This is a genomic window from Longimicrobium sp. (assembly GCF_036280135.1).
Taxonomy (GTDB): domain Bacteria; phylum Gemmatimonadota; class Gemmatimonadetes; order Longimicrobiales; family Longimicrobiaceae; genus Longimicrobium.
Genome location: NZ_DASURI010000615.1, coordinates 1 through 18078, shown reverse-complemented (window position 1 = coordinate 18078; position 18078 = coordinate 1). Strand labels below are relative to the sequence as shown.

The following is an 18078-nucleotide window of genomic DNA, read 5'->3' as shown; positions in this document are numbered from 1 at the left end:
CTATGTGGAATCCGCCGAACGATCTGTCCGACCAACCCGGGTCCGGCCGCCGCCGGAGCCGCCCGCCGCGTGAAGGAGCATCGATGAAGACCGGCATCTCCTGGATCGACCTCAGGCTGGGCCTCCGGATGCTGTTCAAGAACCCCGGGATCACGCTCGTGGGCGGGATGGCCATGGCGGTGGCCATCGCCATCGGGGCAGCCATGTTCGGCTTCTCCCACGCCCTGCTGAATCCCCGGCTGCCCCTGGACGAGGGCCACCGGATCGTGGCCGTGGAGAACCGGGACGTCTGGAGCGACAACCCGCAGCGCCCGTCCCTGCACGACTTTGCCGGGTGGCGGCAGGAGCTGCGCACCATCCGCGAGGTGAGCGCGTACCGCGACGTCACCCGCAACCTCATCTCGCCCGACGGCAGCGCCGAGCCCGTGCGCCTGGCGGAGATGTCGGCGTCGGGGTTCCGCGTGGCCCGCGTGGCCCCCGCGCTGGGCCGCGCCCTGGTGGAGGAGGACGAGCAGCCGGGCGCGCCGCCGGTGGTGGTCATCGGCCACGACGTGTGGCGCACGCGCTTCAACGGCGACTCGCGGATCGTGGGGCAGACGGTGCGGCTGGGCAACGCCGTGCACACGGTGGTGGGCGTGATGCCGGAAGGCTTTGCCTTTCCCGTGAACCACGACTGGTGGATCCCCCTGCGCCTCTCGCCCGCCGGCCCTGCGCCCGGCGAGGGGCCGGAGGTCTTCGTCTTTGGGCGGCTGGCGCCCGGGGCAGGCCGGGACCAGGCGCAGGCGGAGCTCGACGCCGCGGGCCGGCGGGCGGCGGCCGCGTACCCGGACACCCACGCCGACCTGCGGCCCCAGGTGCTGAAGTACACCGATCCCGCCATGGGCGTCCAGGACATCGGGTGGGAGATCACCCTCATCCACGCGCTGATCAGCCTGCTGCTGGTGGTGGTGGCGGTGAACGTGGGGGTGCTGATCTACGCGCGGACGGCCACGCGGCGGGGCGAGATCGCCATCCGCACGGCCCTGGGCGCCAGCCGCCGCCGCATCGTGGCGCAGCTCTTTGCCGAGGCGCTGGTGCTGGCCTCCGCCTCCGCCGTCGCCGGGCTGCTGCTCGCCGGCGCCGGCCTGCGCATGGCGCACGCGATCCTGAAGGCGGAGATCCCGCTCGCGTCGGCGTTCTGGCTGGACCTGGGGCTGCGGCCCGCCACCGTCCTGTACGTGATGGGGCTGACGGTGCTGGCCGCCGTCATCTCCGGCGTACTCCCCGCGCTGGGGGCCACGGGACGGCGCGCGCAGGAGAGCCTGCGCCAGCTGGGGGGCGGCACGGGGCTGCGGCTGGGGCGCACCTGGACGGTGCTCATCGTGACCCAGGTGGCGTTTGCCGTGGGGGCCATCCCCGTCGTGCTGGGCGTGGCGGCCAACGAGATGGGCGAGGTGCTGACCCGCCCCCTGTTTCCCGAGGACGAGTTCCTTTCCGGCGGGCTGGAGATGGATCCCGATCCCCCCGCGGGAACGGACGCCGAGGTGTACCGGCGGGAGCTCGCCGCCGGCTTCGCGGTCCGGCAGCAGGAGGTGGTGCGGCGGCTGCGGGCGGAGCCGTGGGTGGCGGACGTGGCCGTGGGCACCAGCCTGCCCGGCCTGGGCGGCTGGACCGCCATCCAGGTGGAGCGCCCGGGCACGGTGCAGGGAGCCAGCCAGCACATCGTGACGGTCAACCGCGTGGACGGGGACTACCTGGCGGCCTTTGGCAGCACGGTTCTCGCGGGCCGCGGGCTGGGCGCCGCGGACGCGGACACGGCCGCGCGGACCGTGGTCGTGAACCAGGCGTTCGTGCGCAGGTACCTGCAGAACGGCGACGTCCTGGGCCACCGGGTGCGCTTCGGCTGGCCGAAGAAGCCACGGCCGGGGCAGCAGGAGCCGCCGCCGGAGCCCTGGCACGAGATCGTCGGCGTCGTGGCCGACGTCCACGCGAACGTCGTCGCGCCCGAGCTGGCCCAGCCCGGGATCTTTCGCGCGCTGGTGCCGGGGCAGCTCTCCCGCGCGGAGCTGGTTGTCCGCGTGCGGGGCGACGACGTCCCGGCGTACTTGGCGCGAATGCGGGCGGTCACCGCCGCCGTGGACCCCACCCTGCGGCTGGAGCCGCGCGTGCTGCGCGAGGTCTACGGCCAGGAGCGGTCGGCGGTGGGGTTGATGGGGCTGGTGCTGGGAGCCGTCATCCTGAGCGTGCTGGGGCTCTCCGCGGCCGGCATCTACGCCATGATGTCGTTCACCGTCACCCAGCGTCGCCGCGAGATCGCCCTTCGCGCCGCGCTGGGCGCCGATCCGCGCCGCCTCCTGTCGGGCATCTTCGCCCGCTCGCTGCGCCAGCTGGCGCTGGGGGGCGCGCTGGGGATCGCCGCCGCCGTCGCGCTGAACCTGGCGATGGAGGGCTCGGTCTTCCATGGCCGCAGCGTGTTCCTGGTCCCCGCCGTCTGCCTGGTGATGATGGTGGTGGGGATGCTGGCCGCCGTGGGGCCGGCGCGCCGCGGCCTGCGCATCCATCCCATGGAGGCCCTGCGCGACCAGTAGGCCGGACGAAGCGCACCCGGTCCACCCCCTGGAGACGGCCTGCACGGGCTTCCGGGCGACGCCGCGACGAAGGAGACATCCATGGGGGGCGCATCCATCGCCGGCGGCTCGCGCCCTTCCACCACCCGTCGCCGCCGTGGGATCACGCACGGGCAGGGACCAGGGGCGGCTTCCCTGGATGACGCTCCTGCGGCGGAGAGGGATACCGGGTCCGGTAAAACGCTGACTGCTGCGCGTGGGATGGCTCTACGGAAGGATTTCACATGGGGCCCGCGGCCAGCGGAGAGTAACGGGTCGAAAGAAAGGCCGTTCACTCCGTTGGCCGCGGGCCCCGTGTGGGAATGCTGTTTCTTTCTCCACGTCTACGGTGTGAGAGGATCAGCGCGGCACGGCGACGAGGCCCAGGGGGACGCGGCGCCATGCCCGCCACGCGAGCGGAGCGCCGGACCGCGGGCGGACGAGCATCTGCCCGGAGATGCCGCCGTCCAGCAGCACCGCGCGCCGGCAGCCCAGCGCGCCCATCAGCCCCGCCATCTCGGGCGAGGTGGGGCCCACGGGCAGCTCGCCCACGGCGCCGCCCAGCGCGTCGAAGCGCGTGAGGGCAACGAGGATGCGCCCGTCCGGCAGCAGGCCCAGCGCCAGCCGCGAGTCGCGGTGCGCCACGTCCACCCCGCGCCCGGCGGCCGCCAGCTGCGCCGGCACCTGGCCGTCGCCCACCAGGAGCGCGGGGTAGCTCTGGAACGCCGCCGCGATCCCGCCGCGCGCGCGGACCGCGGGAAGCTCGTCCGCCGTGACCAGCCGCACGCCGCCGGCCCCGTCCACCACGAACGCCATCGACAGCGGTCCCTGGCCGGGCGGCTGCTCCTCGCGGCCGTCGCGCACCACCCATCCCCACGGCCGGGCGCCGGAGAACTGCCCCGCGTTGAGCGCCAGGACGGCCGCGTCCGGCAGCGAATCCACCGTCCAGCCGGGAAGCAGCCCCTGCATGCGCGTGGCCCGCTCCAGGCGAAAGCGCAGCCGCCGGGGATCCGCGCGCACCAGGACGACGCGCAGCCGCCGCGCCTCGCCGGAGCCGGAGATCCGCAGCTCGGCGTGCTCCAGCCCCGGGCGCAGCGTGCGCCAGCGGACGGCCGCGTTCAGCGCGGGGTGCGGAGCCGTCCACCGCGCCGGCGCCTGCTCCGAGCGCCAGAACGGGGTCCACGCGCCGTTGCGCTCCACGGCCAGGGCGGAGCGGGGCAGCCCCTGCGCCGCCGCCGCGCCGGGCGCGAGCAGAACGCCAACGAGCAGGGCGCGCCGCAACTCGCGGCGCGCCCTGCCGGTCCCCCGCGCGGCGGCGGCGTGGATCACGAGATCTCCGCCAGCTCCCGCAGGAGCGTGGGGCAGCGCTCGCGCAGCGCGGCCGTCTCCGCGGCGGTGTACACCCAGAAGACGTTGATGCCGTCGCCCGGCAGCCGCACCTCGCCCTGAACGGCGCCGGCCGCGGACGCCTCGCAGAACGGCACGACGCGCTCCTTGATGAGGGCGTACTCGCGCGCGCTGAACCCGCCCGCCGCGAGTCCCGCCTGCAGCGCGTGCTCCGGCGCCTCGCGCCGGATGCGGTCGCCCTCCTCGGGGTCGCCGCACGCCCGCGCCAGCGCCGCCTTGACCTCCTCGGCCACGGCCGTCATCCGGGCGTAGTCGTTGCTTTCGGCCGCCGCGTTGAGCCTGGCGTACACCGCCTGCCCGGCCTCGGAATTGTAGAAGTCCAGCTGGCACTGCGCGTACTGCTCCGGCGTCTTGAGGCCGCCCAGCCGCTGCGCCAGCTGGCCCAGATCGGCGCGCTCGGCCCGCATGGCGGCGTGAAAGCGGTCCAGCACGGGCGCCGTCATCTCCAGCACGTCACCGCGGTTCACGGGGGCGGTTGTGGACGGCTGGGCGGCGGCGGGCGGGGCCGCCTGCACGGACGGCGTGCCCGCCACGGCACCGGCGGCGCGTCCGGCCGCGCGGCGCAGGCCGCCGAGCTGGGCGTGGGCGGCGGTCGAGACGGAAAGCGTCAGCACCGCGCAGAGGGCGGCGGCGCGCACGAAAGTCGAAGAAATCACGGAATCCTCTTGGATCGGTTCGGTCGGATTGGCCGTCAGCGCGCCCCGCGGATGCGTCCGGGCGGAGCGGATCCCGGGATGGAGCGCGTCCCGGAATTCCGAAAAAGATACGCGCGCCCCGATCCACCGTCGTTGGGTCATCTGACCCCCGTCCCGTGGGCGCGCCGATGGAATTTCGTCCGCGTGAATGCCGGGATCCTCATCGCCGGCGATCACGCCGCGTTCCGAGGCACGCTATCCGCAAAGAAACGCGATGGATCGGCAAACGTGATTTGTCCTCCGGGTGGCGCGGATGGATCGATTTTCTTGACGAGCCAAGGCGCGAACATTTTACTGTTGATGCGGCCGCGCTCCGTGTATCCACACGATGGGCAGATGCCGCTTCCGGGCACGCGCGCCGCGTCACGCTGGTTTCAGTGCAGATTCTTTGACGCCGTCGCGATCGGACGGCCGGCGGAAGGCGTGCCTCAACGGTCACAGGGAGAGACGCATGAAGAAGCTCACGCTGGAGATCGACACGCTGCGCGTCGACAGCTTCCCCACGACGGCGGTGGACGCGGCGGTGCGGGGCACCGTGCACGGGCACGACACCATCGAGAGCGAATGGTGCACCATGCCCAAGACGTGCAGCGCTCCGCCCTGCGACACCCGCGCCTACACCTGTGCCACCTGCTGAAGGCGGCCGGGAAAAGAAACGAAGCGCCTCCGGGATCATCGTCCCGGAGGCGCTTCGCATGGTCCGCTGGCGGCGTTTACGCGCAGCCCACGCAGGTGAGCTGCCGGGTGCACGGGTAAAAGTGCGTCTCCGGGTCGATCGGCTTCGTCACGACGATGCTCGGTTCCTCGATGACGATGGTCTCCGTCTCGGTGTCGCCGAACGCGTTCGTGGAGAACGACTGCACGTCCAGGGTGTTGAGGTCCAGGCGCATGGCGGTTTCCTTGTGGGGGGATTGGGTGACGTGCCTGGATGGTAGCGACCCGCCCTCAATCCTGTCAATCATTTTGATGCGTAAAACGTGAGTAGATGCGATGCGCGTGAAGGGACGAAGCGCGTTTCGGGCGCCTTCGATGCGCAACGACGTAAAAAACGCCTCCGGGCGATCTCCGGGAGGCGCGTCTCGCATCAGCCGAACACCAGCGTTCCGATGGACGAGCCGGCCGCGCGAATTTCATTGCGTCGCGGGGTGGGCGGCTTGATATTGTCCGTTCCCGCCCGTCCTTCCCCGCCCAGGAGAGAGCATCATGTCCGACAGCAGCGTCGCCGCCCAGCCCAACGTCGAGCTCAGCAACCCGGTGATCAAGGCGTCCGGCTACTACTTCACGTACTCGCAGGGCGCGTACAAGCTGGGGTTCTATGACCAGGACGGCACCCAGCTCATGACCAACGACGCCGATGCCGGCCTGATCGGCGCCGTGCAGGCGGCGTTCGCGCAGGGCGCCACGGTCAACGCCACGCTGTTCGTGAACCGGCCGCAGTGGATCGCCCTCTCCATCGAGGCCCCGAAGCCCGCATCCTGAGCGGCCGCCGCGCCGTGACGAACGAAAAGCCCCCGCGCCGGACCTGGCGCGGGGGCTTCGACGTTCCATCCGCGGAGGCCGGAGCCTACTCCTCGGCCATGAACGGGTACTCGAAGCTGCGGGGCGGGGCAAAGGTCTCCTTGATGGTGCGCGGGCTGATCCACCGCACCAGGTTCAGGATGCTGCCCGCCTTGTCGTTGGTGCCGCTGGCCCGCGCGCCGCCGAACGGCTGCTGGCCCACCACCGCGCCCGTGGGCTTGTCGTTCACGTAGAAGTTGCCGGCCGCGTTGCGCAGCGCCCGGTCCGCCTGCAGGAGCGCCGCGCGGTCGTTGGAGAACACGGCGCCCGTGAGCGCGTAGGGGCTCGTCTGGTCCACGATCCTGAGCGTCTGCTCCCACTCCGCGTCCGGATAGACGTACAGCGAGACCACGGGGCCGAACACCTCCTCGCACATCAGCGTGTAGGCGCTGTCCTGCACCTGCACCAGCGTGGGCTGGATGAAGTAGCCCTTGCTGTCGTCGAAGGTGCCGCCCGCGATGATCTCCACGTTGTCGGCTTCCTTCGCGTGCTTGATGTAGCCCGTGATCTTGTCGTACGCCTTACGGTCGATCACCGCGCCCATGAAGTTGCGGAAGTCCGACGGGTCGCCCACGCGGATCTCCCCGATCATCTCCAGCGTGCGCTCCTTCACCACCGGCCACAGCGACTCGGGGCAGTAGATGCGCGACGCGGCGCTGCACTTTTGCCCCTGGTACTCGTAGCCGCCGCGCACGATGGCCGTGGCGAAGGCGATGGGGTCGGCGCTGGGGTGCGCGATGATGAAGTCCTTGCCGCCCGTCTCGCCCACCAGCCGCGGGTACGTCCTGTACGTGTCGATGCGGTCGCCCACCGTCTTCCAGATGGTCTGGAACACGGCCGTGCTGCCCGTGAAGTGGATGCCGGCCAGGTTGGGGTCGTGCAGCACCGTCTCCGTCATCGGCCCCGGGTCGCCCGGGAGGAAGTTGATGACGCCCGCCGGCAGCCCCGCCTCTTCCAGCAGCTTCATGAAGTGGTAGTTGCTGTAGACGGCCGTGGCCGCGGGCTTCCACAGCGCCACGTTGCCCAGCATGGCCGGCGCCGTGGGCAGGTTTCCACCGATGGCCGTGAAGTTGAACGGCGTGACGGCGTAGATGAAGCCCTCGAGCGGCCGGTGGTCCAGCCGGTTCCACATCCCCGGGCCGCTGAACGGCTGCTCGCGGTACAGCTGCTGCGCGAAGTACGTGTTGAAGCGCAGAAAGTCGATGAGCTCGCAGGCGCTGTCGATTTCGGCCTGGTACGCGTTCTTGCCCTGGCCCAGCATGGTGGCCGCGTTGATGATGGGCCGCCAGCGGCCCGCCAGCAGGTCGGCGGCGCGCTGGAACACGGCCAGGCGGTCTTCCCACGGCCAGTTGCTCCACTCCTGCCACGCGGCCATGGCCGCGTCGATGGCCTGGCGCACCTCGGCGGGGCCGGCCTTGTGGTAGCGGGCCAGCACATGGCCGTGGTCGTGGGGCATCACGCTGGTTTCCGTGTTGCCCGTGCGCACCTCGCGCCCGCCGATGATCAGCGGGATCTCGATCTCCTCGCCGGCCATGCGCGCGTACGCGGCCTTGAGCTCGGCGCGCTCCGGCGACCCGGGGGCGTACGACTTCACCGGCTCGTTGATCGGCGCGGGCACGTTGGGAATGCTATTCATCACCCTCTCCTCGTCGGCTCGTGGTTAGCGGCAAGTTACGGGGCGACGCGCGGAGGCGCTACCCGGGTTCCGGATCAACCGGGCACCTGGATCGGGTGCCGCACGCGGGGGTGGCGCGGTTCCGGCGGACGTGCTGCCGGTGTTAGCTTGGATGTGGATCTGAAAGCAACATTTGGCCTGCACGGAGGACCCATGTCGCTGACAATGCACGAAATCGAAGCCGAAGCCCGGCATTTGACGCCGGCGGAACGTGCAGACCTTGCTCAACGGCTTTTCGCGAGCATCGAAGATGAAGAGGCTGCGGGGAGCGAAGCCGAGGTGGAGCAGGCGTGGCTGGAGGAAGCTGACCGGCGCTACGCGCGTTACCTCGCGGGTGAGACGCGGTCCGTATCTGCCGCGGATGCCTTGGCGCGAGTCCGTGCGCGGATCGCAGGCCGCTGATGCCGGTCCGTCTGCTGTTGGAAGCAGAGGATGACCTGGACGAGGCGGCCGCGTTCCTGGAGCAACGCGTCCCCGGGTTGGGGAGGGCGCTTGTCGAGGAGGTTGAACGCGCGCTCGCTCGGTTGGAGGAAAATCCGCACGTGGGACCTCACGCGAGCCGCAACGTTCGCAAGCTGCGCGTGAAGCGGTTTCCCTACAATCTCGTTTATCGGATCTTGCCAGAGGAAGTCCTCGTCATCGCCGTTGCCCATCACCGTCGGCGGCCATCGTACTGGAGAGGTCGTGGATAAAGCATGAGGCGAGCAGCCGCCGGACCCCATGGGCCGGCGGCTGATTTCTTACGGGATCAGCTCTCGTAGACGGGCGCGCCGGCGGATTGCTGCACGAGCGTGATGGCATGGCCGCAATCGCGCTTGTTGATGTAGCCCTGGCTGGACTCGGCAATCACCCCGTAGCCGCCCGCCAGGAGCCGCCACCGCCAGCGTCCCTGCTTGTCCATGTACATGTAGAACGCCATCGTCCATCTCGCCTGGGATGCGTCTCGCGGACGGATTTGCCTCTGCCCGCCGTTCTCCCAGATTGGAGGGACGCGTGCGCGGCGGATTCCGCATCCGTTTTCGCGCCGTGCCTCTCTCAACCCGCACGATGGAGTGGTCGATGAGCGACAGTCCCACCTCCGCCCCCGCCACATCCTCCCCGATCCCCGACGACGATCCCGGCCGCGCGCTGGCCGTGGTGCCCGCGCCGGACAGCGACGGTCTGCGGCACATCGCCATCGCGGGCGGCATCTACACCATTCTCCTCACGGGCCAGGACACGGACGGGCGCTTTTGCCTGGTGGAGATGCGCGTGCCGCCCGGGGGCGGGCCGCCGCCGCACCGGCACGACTTCGAGGAGACGTTCCGCGTGCTGGAGGGCGAGGTGGAGTTCACCTTTCGCGGCGAGAAGGTGACGGCGGGGACGGGTGCGACGGTCAACGTTCCGGCAAACGCGCCGCACGCGTTCCGCAACACGTCGGGTGTGCCGGCGCGACTGCTGTGCATCTGCGCGCCGGCGGGACAGGAGGAGATGTTCCTGGCCCTTGGCGACCCCGTGGAGCATGCGGACAGCCCGCCGCCCCCGCTCACCGACGAGCAGCGCGCGGAGCGCGGCGCGAAAGCCCGCGCGCTCGCCAGCCAGTATCACAGCGAGTTCGTCTGATCCGCATCAGGCGTTCCGATTCACGGGAGATGCTTACGCGAGAGCGTCACCCCGAGGAGCGCCCGCGCGGAACTCGATGGGGCACAGCATTGTGGGCGCGACCGAAGGATCTTGCGCGCGAAGCGGCAGGCCGATGTCGTGCACCAGAGCTGGCTTGACGCTTTGCGGGCAAGATCCTTCGTCGCCGCCATGGTCTTTGCACCGGTCTGGACCGCGCGGCGGCTCCTCAGGATGACAAAATGCTCCCATTGACGAAAGAACCGGCAGCCGCGCACATGCACGGCTGCCGGTTCTCGGTCCGAAGTTTACTCACGCACTCACGCACTGCCGTTCGCCAGCGCGTTGATGTCGCGCGGCTCCAGGACGGGCTGCTCGGCGCCGCGGCGGACGGCGTTCAGCATGGCGCGACCCATGATCTCGGTCGTGGTGACGGAGTCCGGAAAGAGCCGGCGCGCCAGCGGGAGCAGGGGCAGCAGCAGGGGACCGAGGACGCGATACGCCGCCGCCCGGGGCCGCTCGCCGTGCATGGGCACGATGGCGCCGGGGCGAAAGAGGTACACGGCGCGGAACGGCAGGCGCCGCAGCGCGTTCTCCGTGCGTCCCTTGACCCGCGCCCACATCACGCGCCCCTGCTCGCTGCTGTCCGTGCCCGTGCCGGAGACGTAGATGAACGTCATCGCCGGGTTGAGGGGCGCCAGCACCTGCGCGATGCCCAGCGTCAGGTCGTACGTCAGGCGCGTGTAGTCCGCCTCGGCCATGCGGAACGATGACACGCCCAGGCAAAAGAAGCACGCGTCGAACCCCGCGAGCTCGTCCGCCAGCGGTGCGAGGTCCGTCAGGTCCGGCCGCATCACCTCGCGCAGCTTGGGATGCCGGACGCCCGTCGCGGAGCGCCCCACCGTCTGCACGAGGGTGACGTCGGGCGCGGCCAGGCACTCGCGCAGCACGCCCTGTCCCACCATCCCCGTGGCGCCAAAGAGCAGGACCTTCATGCGGCTACCTCCGTTTTGATTCGCGTGTGTGCATCCACCGTGGCCATCGTTCCGTTCCTCGATCGTTGGGGCAGATGAAGGCGTCAGCGCGTGTGCTGCAGCACGGGGACGATCATCCAGTCCACCGCTGCGTGGTCGATCATCCCGTGCGCGGGCGAATGGCCCAGCTCCGTCGTGATGCCGCGCGCGCTGGCCTGGGCCTGATCGGAATCGGCGAACGCGACGATGTCGATGATGGTGCCGTCCTCGTTCTGCGTGATGCGCCGCCACAGGAATCCGGGCTGGCGCCGCAGGAACGCGTCGACGGCGCGATTCGCGTCGGTGAATTCCTCCGCCGTGCGCCCCGCCAGCTTGAAGCTCGTGATCTCCAGCACTTCCGGCATGTCGGTCTCCTCCCGACGGGGTGGATGGATGCGTCCGGTCATCCGGGAAACAGATGAGCGAGCAATCACTCATCGCGCGAGCACACGAACGCGCGTTACGCGGCGACGGCGCGCCAGAACGCCTCAAACCCCGCCCGCGTGTACGTCTCCGCCTGGTCCGGGTAGCGGATGACAAAGTCCATGGTCATGTCCGCCAGGGCGCCCAGGATGGCGGCCGTGAACGCGAACGGCTGGTCCCGGAGCGCCCCCTCGGCCACGCGCTCGGCGATGAGGGCGCTCAGGTCGCCGAACCCCGCCTCGGTCCGGGCGCGGGTCTCGGGCGTGATGCGGTCGGAGACGGCCAGCTGCGCCAGCGCGCGGCGGCGGGGCGGATGGGCCACACCCCACTCCACGTACGCGTTCCACACGTGCCACGCGCGCTCGCGCACGGATCCGCCGCGCGGAAACGCGCCCATGAGCGCGTCGCGCATCTCGCCCTTGAGCTCCAGGTACAGCGCGTTCAGCAGCTCGTCCTTGGAGCCGAAGTAGGTGAAGAGCGTGCCCTCGGCCACGCCGGCCTGCCGCGCGATGCGGGCCGTGGGCGCGCCAAGCCCCTGCTCGGCCACGACTTCCGTGGCCGCCGCCAGCAGTGCGTTGCGCTTGTCCTCGCTCTTCCTCCGGGCCATCTCGCCTCACGTGATAATTGAGTGCCTACTCAAGCATAGTGGTGGATGGGGATCACCGCAAGTCTGTCGACGACGATTCCCGCACGGGGCAACGGTCACGGCTGCGCGCGAGACGCCGCGTTTGTCTTCCCGACACGCCTCAGCGTCATCCTGAGGGAGCGCCGCGTTGAGCCCGCATTCCGCACGGGCTCTGGCGCGACCGAGGATCTTGTCCGCGAAGCGACAAGCCGGCTCCAGCGCTCGGAACCGGCTTGTCGCTTCGCGGGCAAGATCCTTCGTCGCCGCCAAGGATCGCGCGCGGGTGGAGCCCGCGCGGCGGCTCCTCAGGATGACGATCGGCTGGGAATCGGCCCCATCAGCCTGAAGTCCTCTGGATGAGGAGCAGCACGATCGGCTGCCGATCGGCCACCCCTCAGCCCGAGGTCTGGAACTGGATGGGGAGCAGCACGCGTACGCGCACGCGGCGGCCGCCCGTCTGCGCCGGGGTGAACCGCATTCGCTCCGCGGCCCGGATGGCGGGATCCTCGAACGCCTCGTGCGTGGACGACAGCACCTGCACGGACTGGCCCTCCACCCGCCCGTTGGTGCCCACGACAAAGCTCACCCGCACCTCGCCGGGCACGCGCGAGTCGCGCAGAATGGGTGGATAGTTGCGCTCCAGGTAACGGCCCACGTCGTCGCGGTTGCGCAGCTGGGGCAGGACTTCCACCGCCGAAAGCTCGTACACGTCCGGGTCCGACGGGGGCACGGTCCCGCCGGACACGTCGGGCGCGACGGCGGAGGTGTCCCCCACGCCGTTCGCCGCCTGCGCCAGCTGCTCCCGCGCCCGCGCGAGCGAATCCGCCTGGCGCACGCTGTCCACGGCGGCCTGGATGAGGTCCTGCTGCCGCCGCATCCGCGTGGCGGAATCCGCCTCGGCCAACCGGTCCAGCGAATCCTGCGAGATGCTGTCCGTCGCGGTGGCCACGGGCGGACCCGCGGGCTCGCGCGGCTCCCACGGCTGCAGGTACGCCAGCGCGCCGCCCGCCGCCGCCAGCAGCGCGATGCCCGCGATGACGGCCGGCGCGCGCGACTTCCGCGGCGGCGGCGCCACCGCCGGCCTGCGCCCCGCCGTCCCCGCCAGCGGCGGCGCCGGCCGCGTCGAAGGGGGAGGGGCGGCCGGCGCCGCGCCCTCGGCGAAGAGCGTGCGGTCGTCCGCGGGCGCGGCGAACAGCGTGACGTCGTCGTCCGTGCCGCCGGGGCCGTCCGCCCGCGCCGCCGCGCCCATCACGGACACAGGGAGCGTGTCCAGGCCGCCGCCGTGCGCCATCTCCAGCGCCCGGCGAAACTCGTTGGCGTCCGACCAGCGGCCGTCGGGGTCCGGTTCCAGGGCGCGGCGCAGCACGTCGCGCACGGCGGGCGTGACCTCGGGGAGGGCGTCCAGCCCGGCCAGCGCGGCCTGCGCCTCTGCCCCCTGCGTGGCCACGTCGCCCGTGAAGGGGCGCTCGCCGTTCAGCAGGAAGAGCGCGACGGCGCCCAGCCCGAACACGTCCGCGGCGGGCGTAAGGCGCGCCGTGCCGCGCAGCTGCTCCGGCGCCGCGTACGTGGGCGAAAGCGTGCGCCCGGCGCCCGACATCCCCGCCTCGTCCCACCCCACCTGCGCGATGCCGAAGTCCAGCACGCGCACGTGCACCTCGCCGTGCTCGTCCAGCTCCAGGAACAGGTTGCCGGGCTTTACGTCGCGGTGCACGAGCCCCGTGCGGTGCCCCGCCGCCAGCCCGCGCGCCGCCTGCGACACCACGGCCAGCGCCTCGGCCGGGGCCAGGCGGCCGCCCCGCGCCGTGCGGCGGGCCAGGTCCTCGCCCTCCAGCAGCTCCATCACCAAGTAGTCCAGCCCCGCCGCGTCGTCGGTGCCAAAGTCGTGCACCGTCACCACGTTGGGATGGCGCAGGCGCGCGGCCGCCTGCGCCTCGCGCAAAAAGCGCTGCTTGAGGCGCTCCTGCGTGGCGGCGTCCGCGCCGGGCACCATGATGACCTTGAGCGCCACGGGGCGGCCCAGGCGCTGGTCGATGGCGCGGTACACGGCGCCCATCCCCCCGCGGCCGATGGGGCGTTCCACGCGGTAGCGGCCGGCCAGCACGTGGCCTTCGAGCGATTCTTCCAGTCCGGACATGGGCAGACGTGCGTACGGTCTCCGGCGTGCCAGGCTGCGCGCCGGCCGGTCCGGCGCGCGTTCCGCCGCTTCTATCGCACGGGGCAAGCCAGCGTCACCAGTTTACGCCGGATGGGTCGCGCGGATGCGCGTCCGCGGCGCTGCGGATGGGGTGGATCAGGGCAGGTGCTGCGCGTAGCGGGCGCCGGAGTCGACCACCTCCAGGTGGTCGCCCCGGTCCGCGTCCAGCCGGTCCGGGAAGACCACGAGGTTCACGCCGAAGTCCGTCCGCGCCGACGGGTACTTGATGCCGGCGAACAGGCCGGAGAGGTGCGCGGTGAGGGCCAGGAGCTGCGTGGCCGGCATGGGTCCGCGGCCGGCGAGATACGCGTCCTGCCCGCGCTCCCAGTCCGCCCGCAGGTCCGCCCGCGTGAGCTCCAGGGCCGCGCGGGTGGCCGCGTCCGTCAGGTCCAGCACCCGGTGGACGACGGTCCGCACGGAGACGAGCACGATGGGATCCTGCTCTGCCGTGGCGACGGGGAGCCCGTGGTCAAAGACGACGGCGCGCAGCTCCGCGGGCGGCGTGGAGGGATCGAAGGAGAGGTACAGGCCGGCGGGCCCCTTGCGCGGCGTGTAGCGCCGGCCCGCCAGCGAGCCGTTGAAGAACAGCGGCCGCGGATCGGTGACGGGCGGCAGCAGGTACGCCGCGTACATGGCGCGGTAGAGGGTGCCCTGGACGGTGAGCCTGCGCACGCCGGCAAGCCGGGCCAGCACCGCCTCGATCGCCTGGTCGAGCGGCAGGTCCCAGATACGCCCCGTGTGCTCGGCCAGGGCGGAACGCATCAGCCCACCCCACCGTCCCGCGCCGCCTCGACCATGCGCGCCACCTGCTCCGCGCGGCCGTCCAGCATGGCGTGCAGCGGGGTTTCACCGTCCAGCCGCGCGTGCGGCGCGTGCAGCCAGCCGCGCGCCTGCTCCGGCGGCAGCACCGTGGCCAGCACGTGGAGAACGCGCGCCACGGGGTCGAGAGCCGCCTGTGCCCGCGCGGAGTCGGGGGTAAGGTGCAGCGCCTGGCGCGAGATGGGCGTGATGCGGGCCAGCTGGGCCAGCGGCACGCCCAGCTGCGCGGCGATCCTGCGGGCGTCCAGCCGCCCGCTGTCCCCGCGCAGCGCGGCCGCCGAGACGCCCAGCAGGTCGGCGAGCGGCCCCTGCCGCTCCCGCGCGCCGGGCAGATGACCGACAACGGCGCGGACCCGCTCGCGGGCGGCGCGGAGCTCGTCCTCGCTGGCGGGCGCCTCCCAGGTTTCCACGACGTCGCTGCTCTGCGCGCCCCCGCGCCGATCGCCCTGCCGTCGCTCGCTGCCGTCCCAGGGGGCAGATGAAGCGGACCCGCCCGGCGCGACTTCGGCGCGGGCGAGGGCGGACTGCACGCGCAGCCAGACGAGCTCGTCGATCTCGGCGTCGCCGGCGCTGAGGATCTCGTCGGCGCCGGCGCGGATGACGTCGGTGATGAGGCCCGGCGCCTGCCCCGGCCGCACGACGACGAGAATGGCCGTCCCCGGCGCGCGCCGGCTTACGGCCTTGAGCGCCTCGATCCAGTCGGCGCCGGCGGGCAGGTCGTGGCCGGAGCCGGGAATGCCGCAGTTGAACACGTACAGGGCCGGCCGCTGCCCTCCCGCCACCTTGGCGCGTGGGACGGCGGCGCGGCGCCGGCGCGGACCGCGCGCCGGCGTTTCGCGGGGCTCGGGCAGTCCCTGGAGAAGCTCCTCGGGGGAGCGGTGGTGCACGACCTGGTAGCGGTGCCGGTTGAGCACCCCCGCAAGGCGTTGCGTAACGACGTCGTTCTCGCCCACGACCGCGGCCGTGGTGCCGCTGCCCGGGAAGATCTCGAAACCCTGGGGTGCTTCTGTCGTGATCGGCATTCTCGCCTCCTCGCTGCCTCATTGACGATGGCCTAATCATGGCATCTCGTCAACCCCTTGTCAAGCACCCCGCAACCTATCCGCAATCCGCTCGCCAACTCCCTGAAGAGGGAGGACGTCGTCGATCAGCGCGGCGGATCGCCCGCGAAGAACGCCGTGATGTCGCGGGCAAAGCGTTCCGGCGCATCCAGGTACATGAAGTGGCCGCCGCCCTCGTACACGCGCAGCGCCGCGTCCGGCAGGCGGCGGGCGAGGTCGCGCTGCGGCTCCAGGCCGATCTGATGGTCGCGCTCGCCGGCGATCACCAGCACGGGCATGGTCAGCCGGTCGTGGGCGGAAAAGCGCCAGGAGAGCAGGCCCTGCGAGAAGATGGCGCCGCCCAGCTCGCCCGTGTTGCGCAGGCCGCCGGCCGTGTCCGCCGCCTCCAGCCGCGCGCGGACGGTCGCGTCGGGGAACATGTTGCGCGCCACGAACTCGCCCTGCGCGGGGCCGTCGTACGCCTGGAACGGGTCGCATCCCCCGTCCCCGCCCGCGGCCACGGCCCGCGCGTGGGCCGCCGTGTCCGTCCGCGCCAGCAGCTCGCACTGCGCGCGCAGGGAGGCCGGCGTGTCGGACAGGCCGGCCGCGATCACCATCCGCGAAACGTGCTGCGGATACTTGGCCGCGTACTCCAGCGCCAGCACGCCGCCGAACGACTGGCCGATGATCCCGATCCGCGGCACGCCCAGCTCGCGCCGCAGCGCCTCGACGTCCTCCACCAGGAGCGGGATGGAGTACGCGCCGTCCCACGGGCGCTCGGAGCGGCCGCTGCCGCGCTGGTCCATGTAGACCATCCGCAGCGACGGCTCCAGCCGCGGCCCGGCGAGCGCGGCAAAGCTCTGGCTGCCCTGGCCCGGCCCGCCGTGCAGAAAGACGACGGGCGGCGCGTCCACCGGGGCCGTGCCCGCAACGCGGTACCACAGGCGGACGCCGTTCACCACCACGTCGTGCGGCCCCTCGCGCAGCCCGGCGGGGAGCGCGTCCGCCGGCGCGGGAGCGGATGCGGGGACGCCCGCCGTCCCGCAGCCCAGGAGCAGCAGGGAGACGCCCGCCGCGCATGCACGGCGGACCGATCGATGTCGAAAACCCATTTCGGGAGAGGTGGATCAGAGAGAAAAGCCGGTGCGCGCCGCTCGATCGGCCGCGTCCGGCGGGCACGATCCTATCCGGGGGGATACGGGGGCGTCAATCAGGTGTTTCCGGATTTTCATCCTCCATCCGGCACGGAACGCATGGTCACGCGGACGCGGGTGAGTCCCGACTGTATCGTAGCGGCGTTGCAGACGGCGCGCGGTTTGCACTCGCGGCGGCGTAAAGCGTACGCTGTCCACGCGCCAGGGTCTGAGGTCCCGGCGCGCAGCTCGATCTTTCCCGCACCCGCGGCTGCCCGATGTCCATCCCCCAGCCGCCACCGCTCGCGCCGCCCTTCGACGAGCTGCTGCACGCGCTGCAGCAGCGCGAGGAGTGGTTTCGCGCCGTGTTCGAGGGCTCCGCCATGGGCATTGCCGTGGTGGACCGCGACGGGCACATCATCGAGGCCAACACGGCGTTTCAGCGCATCGTGGGCCGCCCCGCGGACGACCTGCGCGACATCCCTTTCGGCGCGCTGGACCACCCGGACGACCACGCCCGCGCCAGCCTGCTCTTTCACCGCCTGGTGACGGGGCGCATCCCCAGCTACCAGGTGGAGGTGCGCTGGCTGTGCGCCGACGGCAGCGAGTGCCCCGTGCGGCTCACCAGCTCCGTTGTGCGCGACGCGGACGGGCTGCCGCGCTTTTGCGTGGCCATGGTGGACGACCTTACCCGGCGCACGCAGGCCGAGGCGCAGCGCGAGGTGCTGGAGGAGCGGCTGCGGCACCTGGCCCTGCACGATCCGCTCACGGGGCTGCCCAACCGCGTGCTGCTGGGGGAGCGGATGCGCGCCGCGCTGGAGACGGCGGACGCGGACGACGATCCCTGCGCCGTGCTGTTCCTGGACCTGGACCGCTTCAAGAACGTCAACGACTCGCTGGGCCACGGCGTGGGCGACGAGCTGCTGCGACAGGTGGCCGCCCGCTTTGCCGGCTGCGCGCGCCCCGGCGACACCGTGGCGCGCTTTGGCGGCGACGAGTTCGTCTTCTTTCTCCCCCACGCGGGCGGGCGCGAGGGGGCGCTGGCCATGGCGGCGCGGGTGCGCGAGGCGCTGGCCGCTGCCCCGCTGGAGCTGGGCAACTACCGCGCGCACACCACGGCCACCATCGGCATCGCCCTGCCGGACGTGGCGGGCAGCTCGCCCGAGGAGCTGCTGCGCAACGCCGACATGGCCATGTACCACGCCAAGGCCGGCGGGGGCACGCGCACGGCCGTGTACGACCGGTCCATGCACCGCGCCGTCGTGGAGCGCCTGCGCCTGGAGACGGACCTACGCGCGGCCCTGGCCCGGACG

19 protein-coding genes are annotated in these 18078 nt (G+C 71.9%); 7 read left to right on the top strand and 12 right to left on the bottom strand.

Features of this window, described 5'->3' with window-relative positions; all coding sequences use genetic code 11:
- The first annotated feature begins 83 nt into the window (after window positions 1-83).
- The gene (locus tag VFZ20_RS19950; protein ID WP_329685695.1) at window positions 84-2567 is read left to right on the top strand and encodes an ABC transporter permease; all 2484 of its coding nucleotides are present in this window, start codon (window positions 84-86) and stop codon (window positions 2565-2567) included.
- A gap of 378 nt (window positions 2568-2945) precedes the next feature.
- Here the strand turns inward: VFZ20_RS19950 and VFZ20_RS19945 are convergent, their stop codons facing one another.
- Both VFZ20_RS19945 and VFZ20_RS19940 read right to left on the bottom strand, forming a co-directional pair.
- On the bottom strand, window positions 2946-3914 hold the full coding sequence (locus VFZ20_RS19945) for a phosphodiester glycosidase family protein (RefSeq protein ID WP_329685694.1): 969 nt from the start codon (window positions 3912-3914) through the stop codon (window positions 2946-2948).
- The gene (locus VFZ20_RS19940) at window positions 3911-4648 is read right to left on the bottom strand and encodes a hypothetical protein (protein ID WP_329685693.1); all 738 of its coding nucleotides are present in this window, start codon (window positions 4646-4648) and stop codon (window positions 3911-3913) included. Before VFZ20_RS19940 ends, VFZ20_RS19945 begins: the two co-directional genes overlap by 4 nt.
- A gap of 490 nt (window positions 4649-5138) precedes the next feature.
- Between VFZ20_RS19940 and VFZ20_RS19935 the strand changes: the two genes are divergently transcribed.
- Window positions 5139-5324, top strand: coding sequence for a hypothetical protein (locus VFZ20_RS19935; protein WP_329685692.1), 186 nt, complete (start codon window positions 5139-5141; stop codon window positions 5322-5324).
- Window positions 5325-5400: 76 nt separating this feature from the next.
- Here the strand turns inward: VFZ20_RS19935 and VFZ20_RS19930 are convergent, their stop codons facing one another.
- Entirely contained in the window at window positions 5401-5577 is a 177-nt protein-coding gene (locus VFZ20_RS19930) for a hypothetical protein (RefSeq protein ID WP_329685691.1), read from the bottom strand.
- 313 nt (window positions 5578-5890) lie between these two features.
- Between VFZ20_RS19930 and VFZ20_RS19925 the strand changes: the two genes are divergently transcribed.
- Window positions 5891-6166 carry a hypothetical protein gene (locus VFZ20_RS19925; protein WP_329685690.1) on the top strand — a complete coding sequence of 92 codons (276 nt, stop codon included), beginning with the start codon at window positions 5891-5893 and terminating at the stop codon, window positions 6164-6166.
- Window positions 6167-6251: 85 nt separating this feature from the next.
- Here the strand turns inward: VFZ20_RS19925 and pruA are convergent, their stop codons facing one another.
- Complete coding sequence (gene pruA / locus VFZ20_RS19920) at window positions 6252-7883, bottom strand: L-glutamate gamma-semialdehyde dehydrogenase (protein WP_414682951.1); 1632 nt, start codon at window positions 7881-7883, stop codon at window positions 6252-6254.
- A gap of 189 nt (window positions 7884-8072) precedes the next feature.
- Between pruA and VFZ20_RS19915 the strand changes: the two genes are divergently transcribed.
- Together VFZ20_RS19915 and VFZ20_RS32980 are read left to right on the top strand one after the other, a co-directional pair.
- Window positions 8073-8321 carry an addiction module protein gene (locus VFZ20_RS19915; protein ID WP_329685688.1) on the top strand — a complete coding sequence of 83 codons (249 nt, stop codon included), beginning with the start codon at window positions 8073-8075 and terminating at the stop codon, window positions 8319-8321.
- Window positions 8321-8611, top strand: a complete 291-nt coding sequence (locus VFZ20_RS32980; protein WP_414682950.1) for a type II toxin-antitoxin system RelE/ParE family toxin — start codon at window positions 8321-8323, stop codon at window positions 8609-8611. The genes VFZ20_RS19915 and VFZ20_RS32980 overlap by 1 nt, the downstream gene beginning before the upstream one ends.
- Before the next feature lie 56 nt (window positions 8612-8667).
- Here VFZ20_RS32980 and VFZ20_RS19910 read toward each other — a convergent pair whose 3' ends face one another.
- Complete coding sequence (locus tag VFZ20_RS19910; RefSeq protein ID WP_329685687.1) at window positions 8668-8838, bottom strand: YegP family protein; 171 nt, start codon at window positions 8836-8838, stop codon at window positions 8668-8670.
- A gap of 140 nt (window positions 8839-8978) precedes the next feature.
- On the opposite strand from VFZ20_RS19910, the gene VFZ20_RS19905 reads away from it, so the two are divergent.
- Window positions 8979-9521: a cupin domain-containing protein gene (locus VFZ20_RS19905; RefSeq protein WP_329685686.1), complete on the top strand. Its 543-nt coding sequence runs from the start codon at window positions 8979-8981 to the stop codon at window positions 9519-9521.
- A gap of 317 nt (window positions 9522-9838) precedes the next feature.
- On the opposite strand, the gene VFZ20_RS19900 is transcribed toward VFZ20_RS19905, so the two are convergent.
- From VFZ20_RS19900 to VFZ20_RS19870, 7 genes are all read right to left on the bottom strand, one after another.
- Window positions 9839-10513 (bottom strand): hypothetical protein, encoded by a 675-nt coding sequence (locus VFZ20_RS19900; RefSeq protein WP_329685685.1) that lies wholly within the window; start codon window positions 10511-10513, stop codon window positions 9839-9841.
- A gap of 83 nt (window positions 10514-10596) precedes the next feature.
- Entirely contained in the window at window positions 10597-10896 is a 300-nt protein-coding gene (locus tag VFZ20_RS19895; RefSeq protein ID WP_329685684.1) for a hypothetical protein, read from the bottom strand.
- 95 nt (window positions 10897-10991) lie between these two features.
- A complete protein-coding gene (locus tag VFZ20_RS19890; RefSeq protein ID WP_329685683.1) occupies window positions 10992-11561 on the bottom strand; it encodes a TetR/AcrR family transcriptional regulator in 570 nt (189 codons plus the stop codon).
- Between the two features lie 412 nt (window positions 11562-11973).
- The gene (locus VFZ20_RS19885) at window positions 11974-13713 is read right to left on the bottom strand and encodes a TonB family protein (RefSeq protein WP_329685682.1); all 1740 of its coding nucleotides are present in this window, start codon (window positions 13711-13713) and stop codon (window positions 11974-11976) included.
- A 156-nt stretch (window positions 13714-13869) separates the two neighbouring features.
- Window positions 13870-14535: an RES family NAD+ phosphorylase gene (locus VFZ20_RS19880; protein WP_329685681.1), complete on the bottom strand. Its 666-nt coding sequence runs from the start codon at window positions 14533-14535 to the stop codon at window positions 13870-13872.
- Complete coding sequence (locus VFZ20_RS19875; RefSeq protein WP_329685680.1) at window positions 14535-15614, bottom strand: antitoxin Xre/MbcA/ParS toxin-binding domain-containing protein; 1080 nt, start codon at window positions 15612-15614, stop codon at window positions 14535-14537. The genes VFZ20_RS19880 and VFZ20_RS19875 overlap by 1 nt, the downstream gene beginning before the upstream one ends.
- A 125-nt stretch (window positions 15615-15739) precedes the next feature.
- Window positions 15740-16744 carry an alpha/beta hydrolase gene (locus VFZ20_RS19870; RefSeq protein WP_329685679.1) on the bottom strand — a complete coding sequence of 335 codons (1005 nt, stop codon included), beginning with the start codon at window positions 16742-16744 and terminating at the stop codon, window positions 15740-15742.
- 299 nt (window positions 16745-17043) lie between these two features.
- On the opposite strand from VFZ20_RS19870, the gene VFZ20_RS19865 reads away from it, so the two are divergent.
- The coding region (locus tag VFZ20_RS19865) for a diguanylate cyclase domain-containing protein (protein WP_329685678.1) at window positions 17044-18078 on the top strand (1035 nt) is incomplete at its 3' end.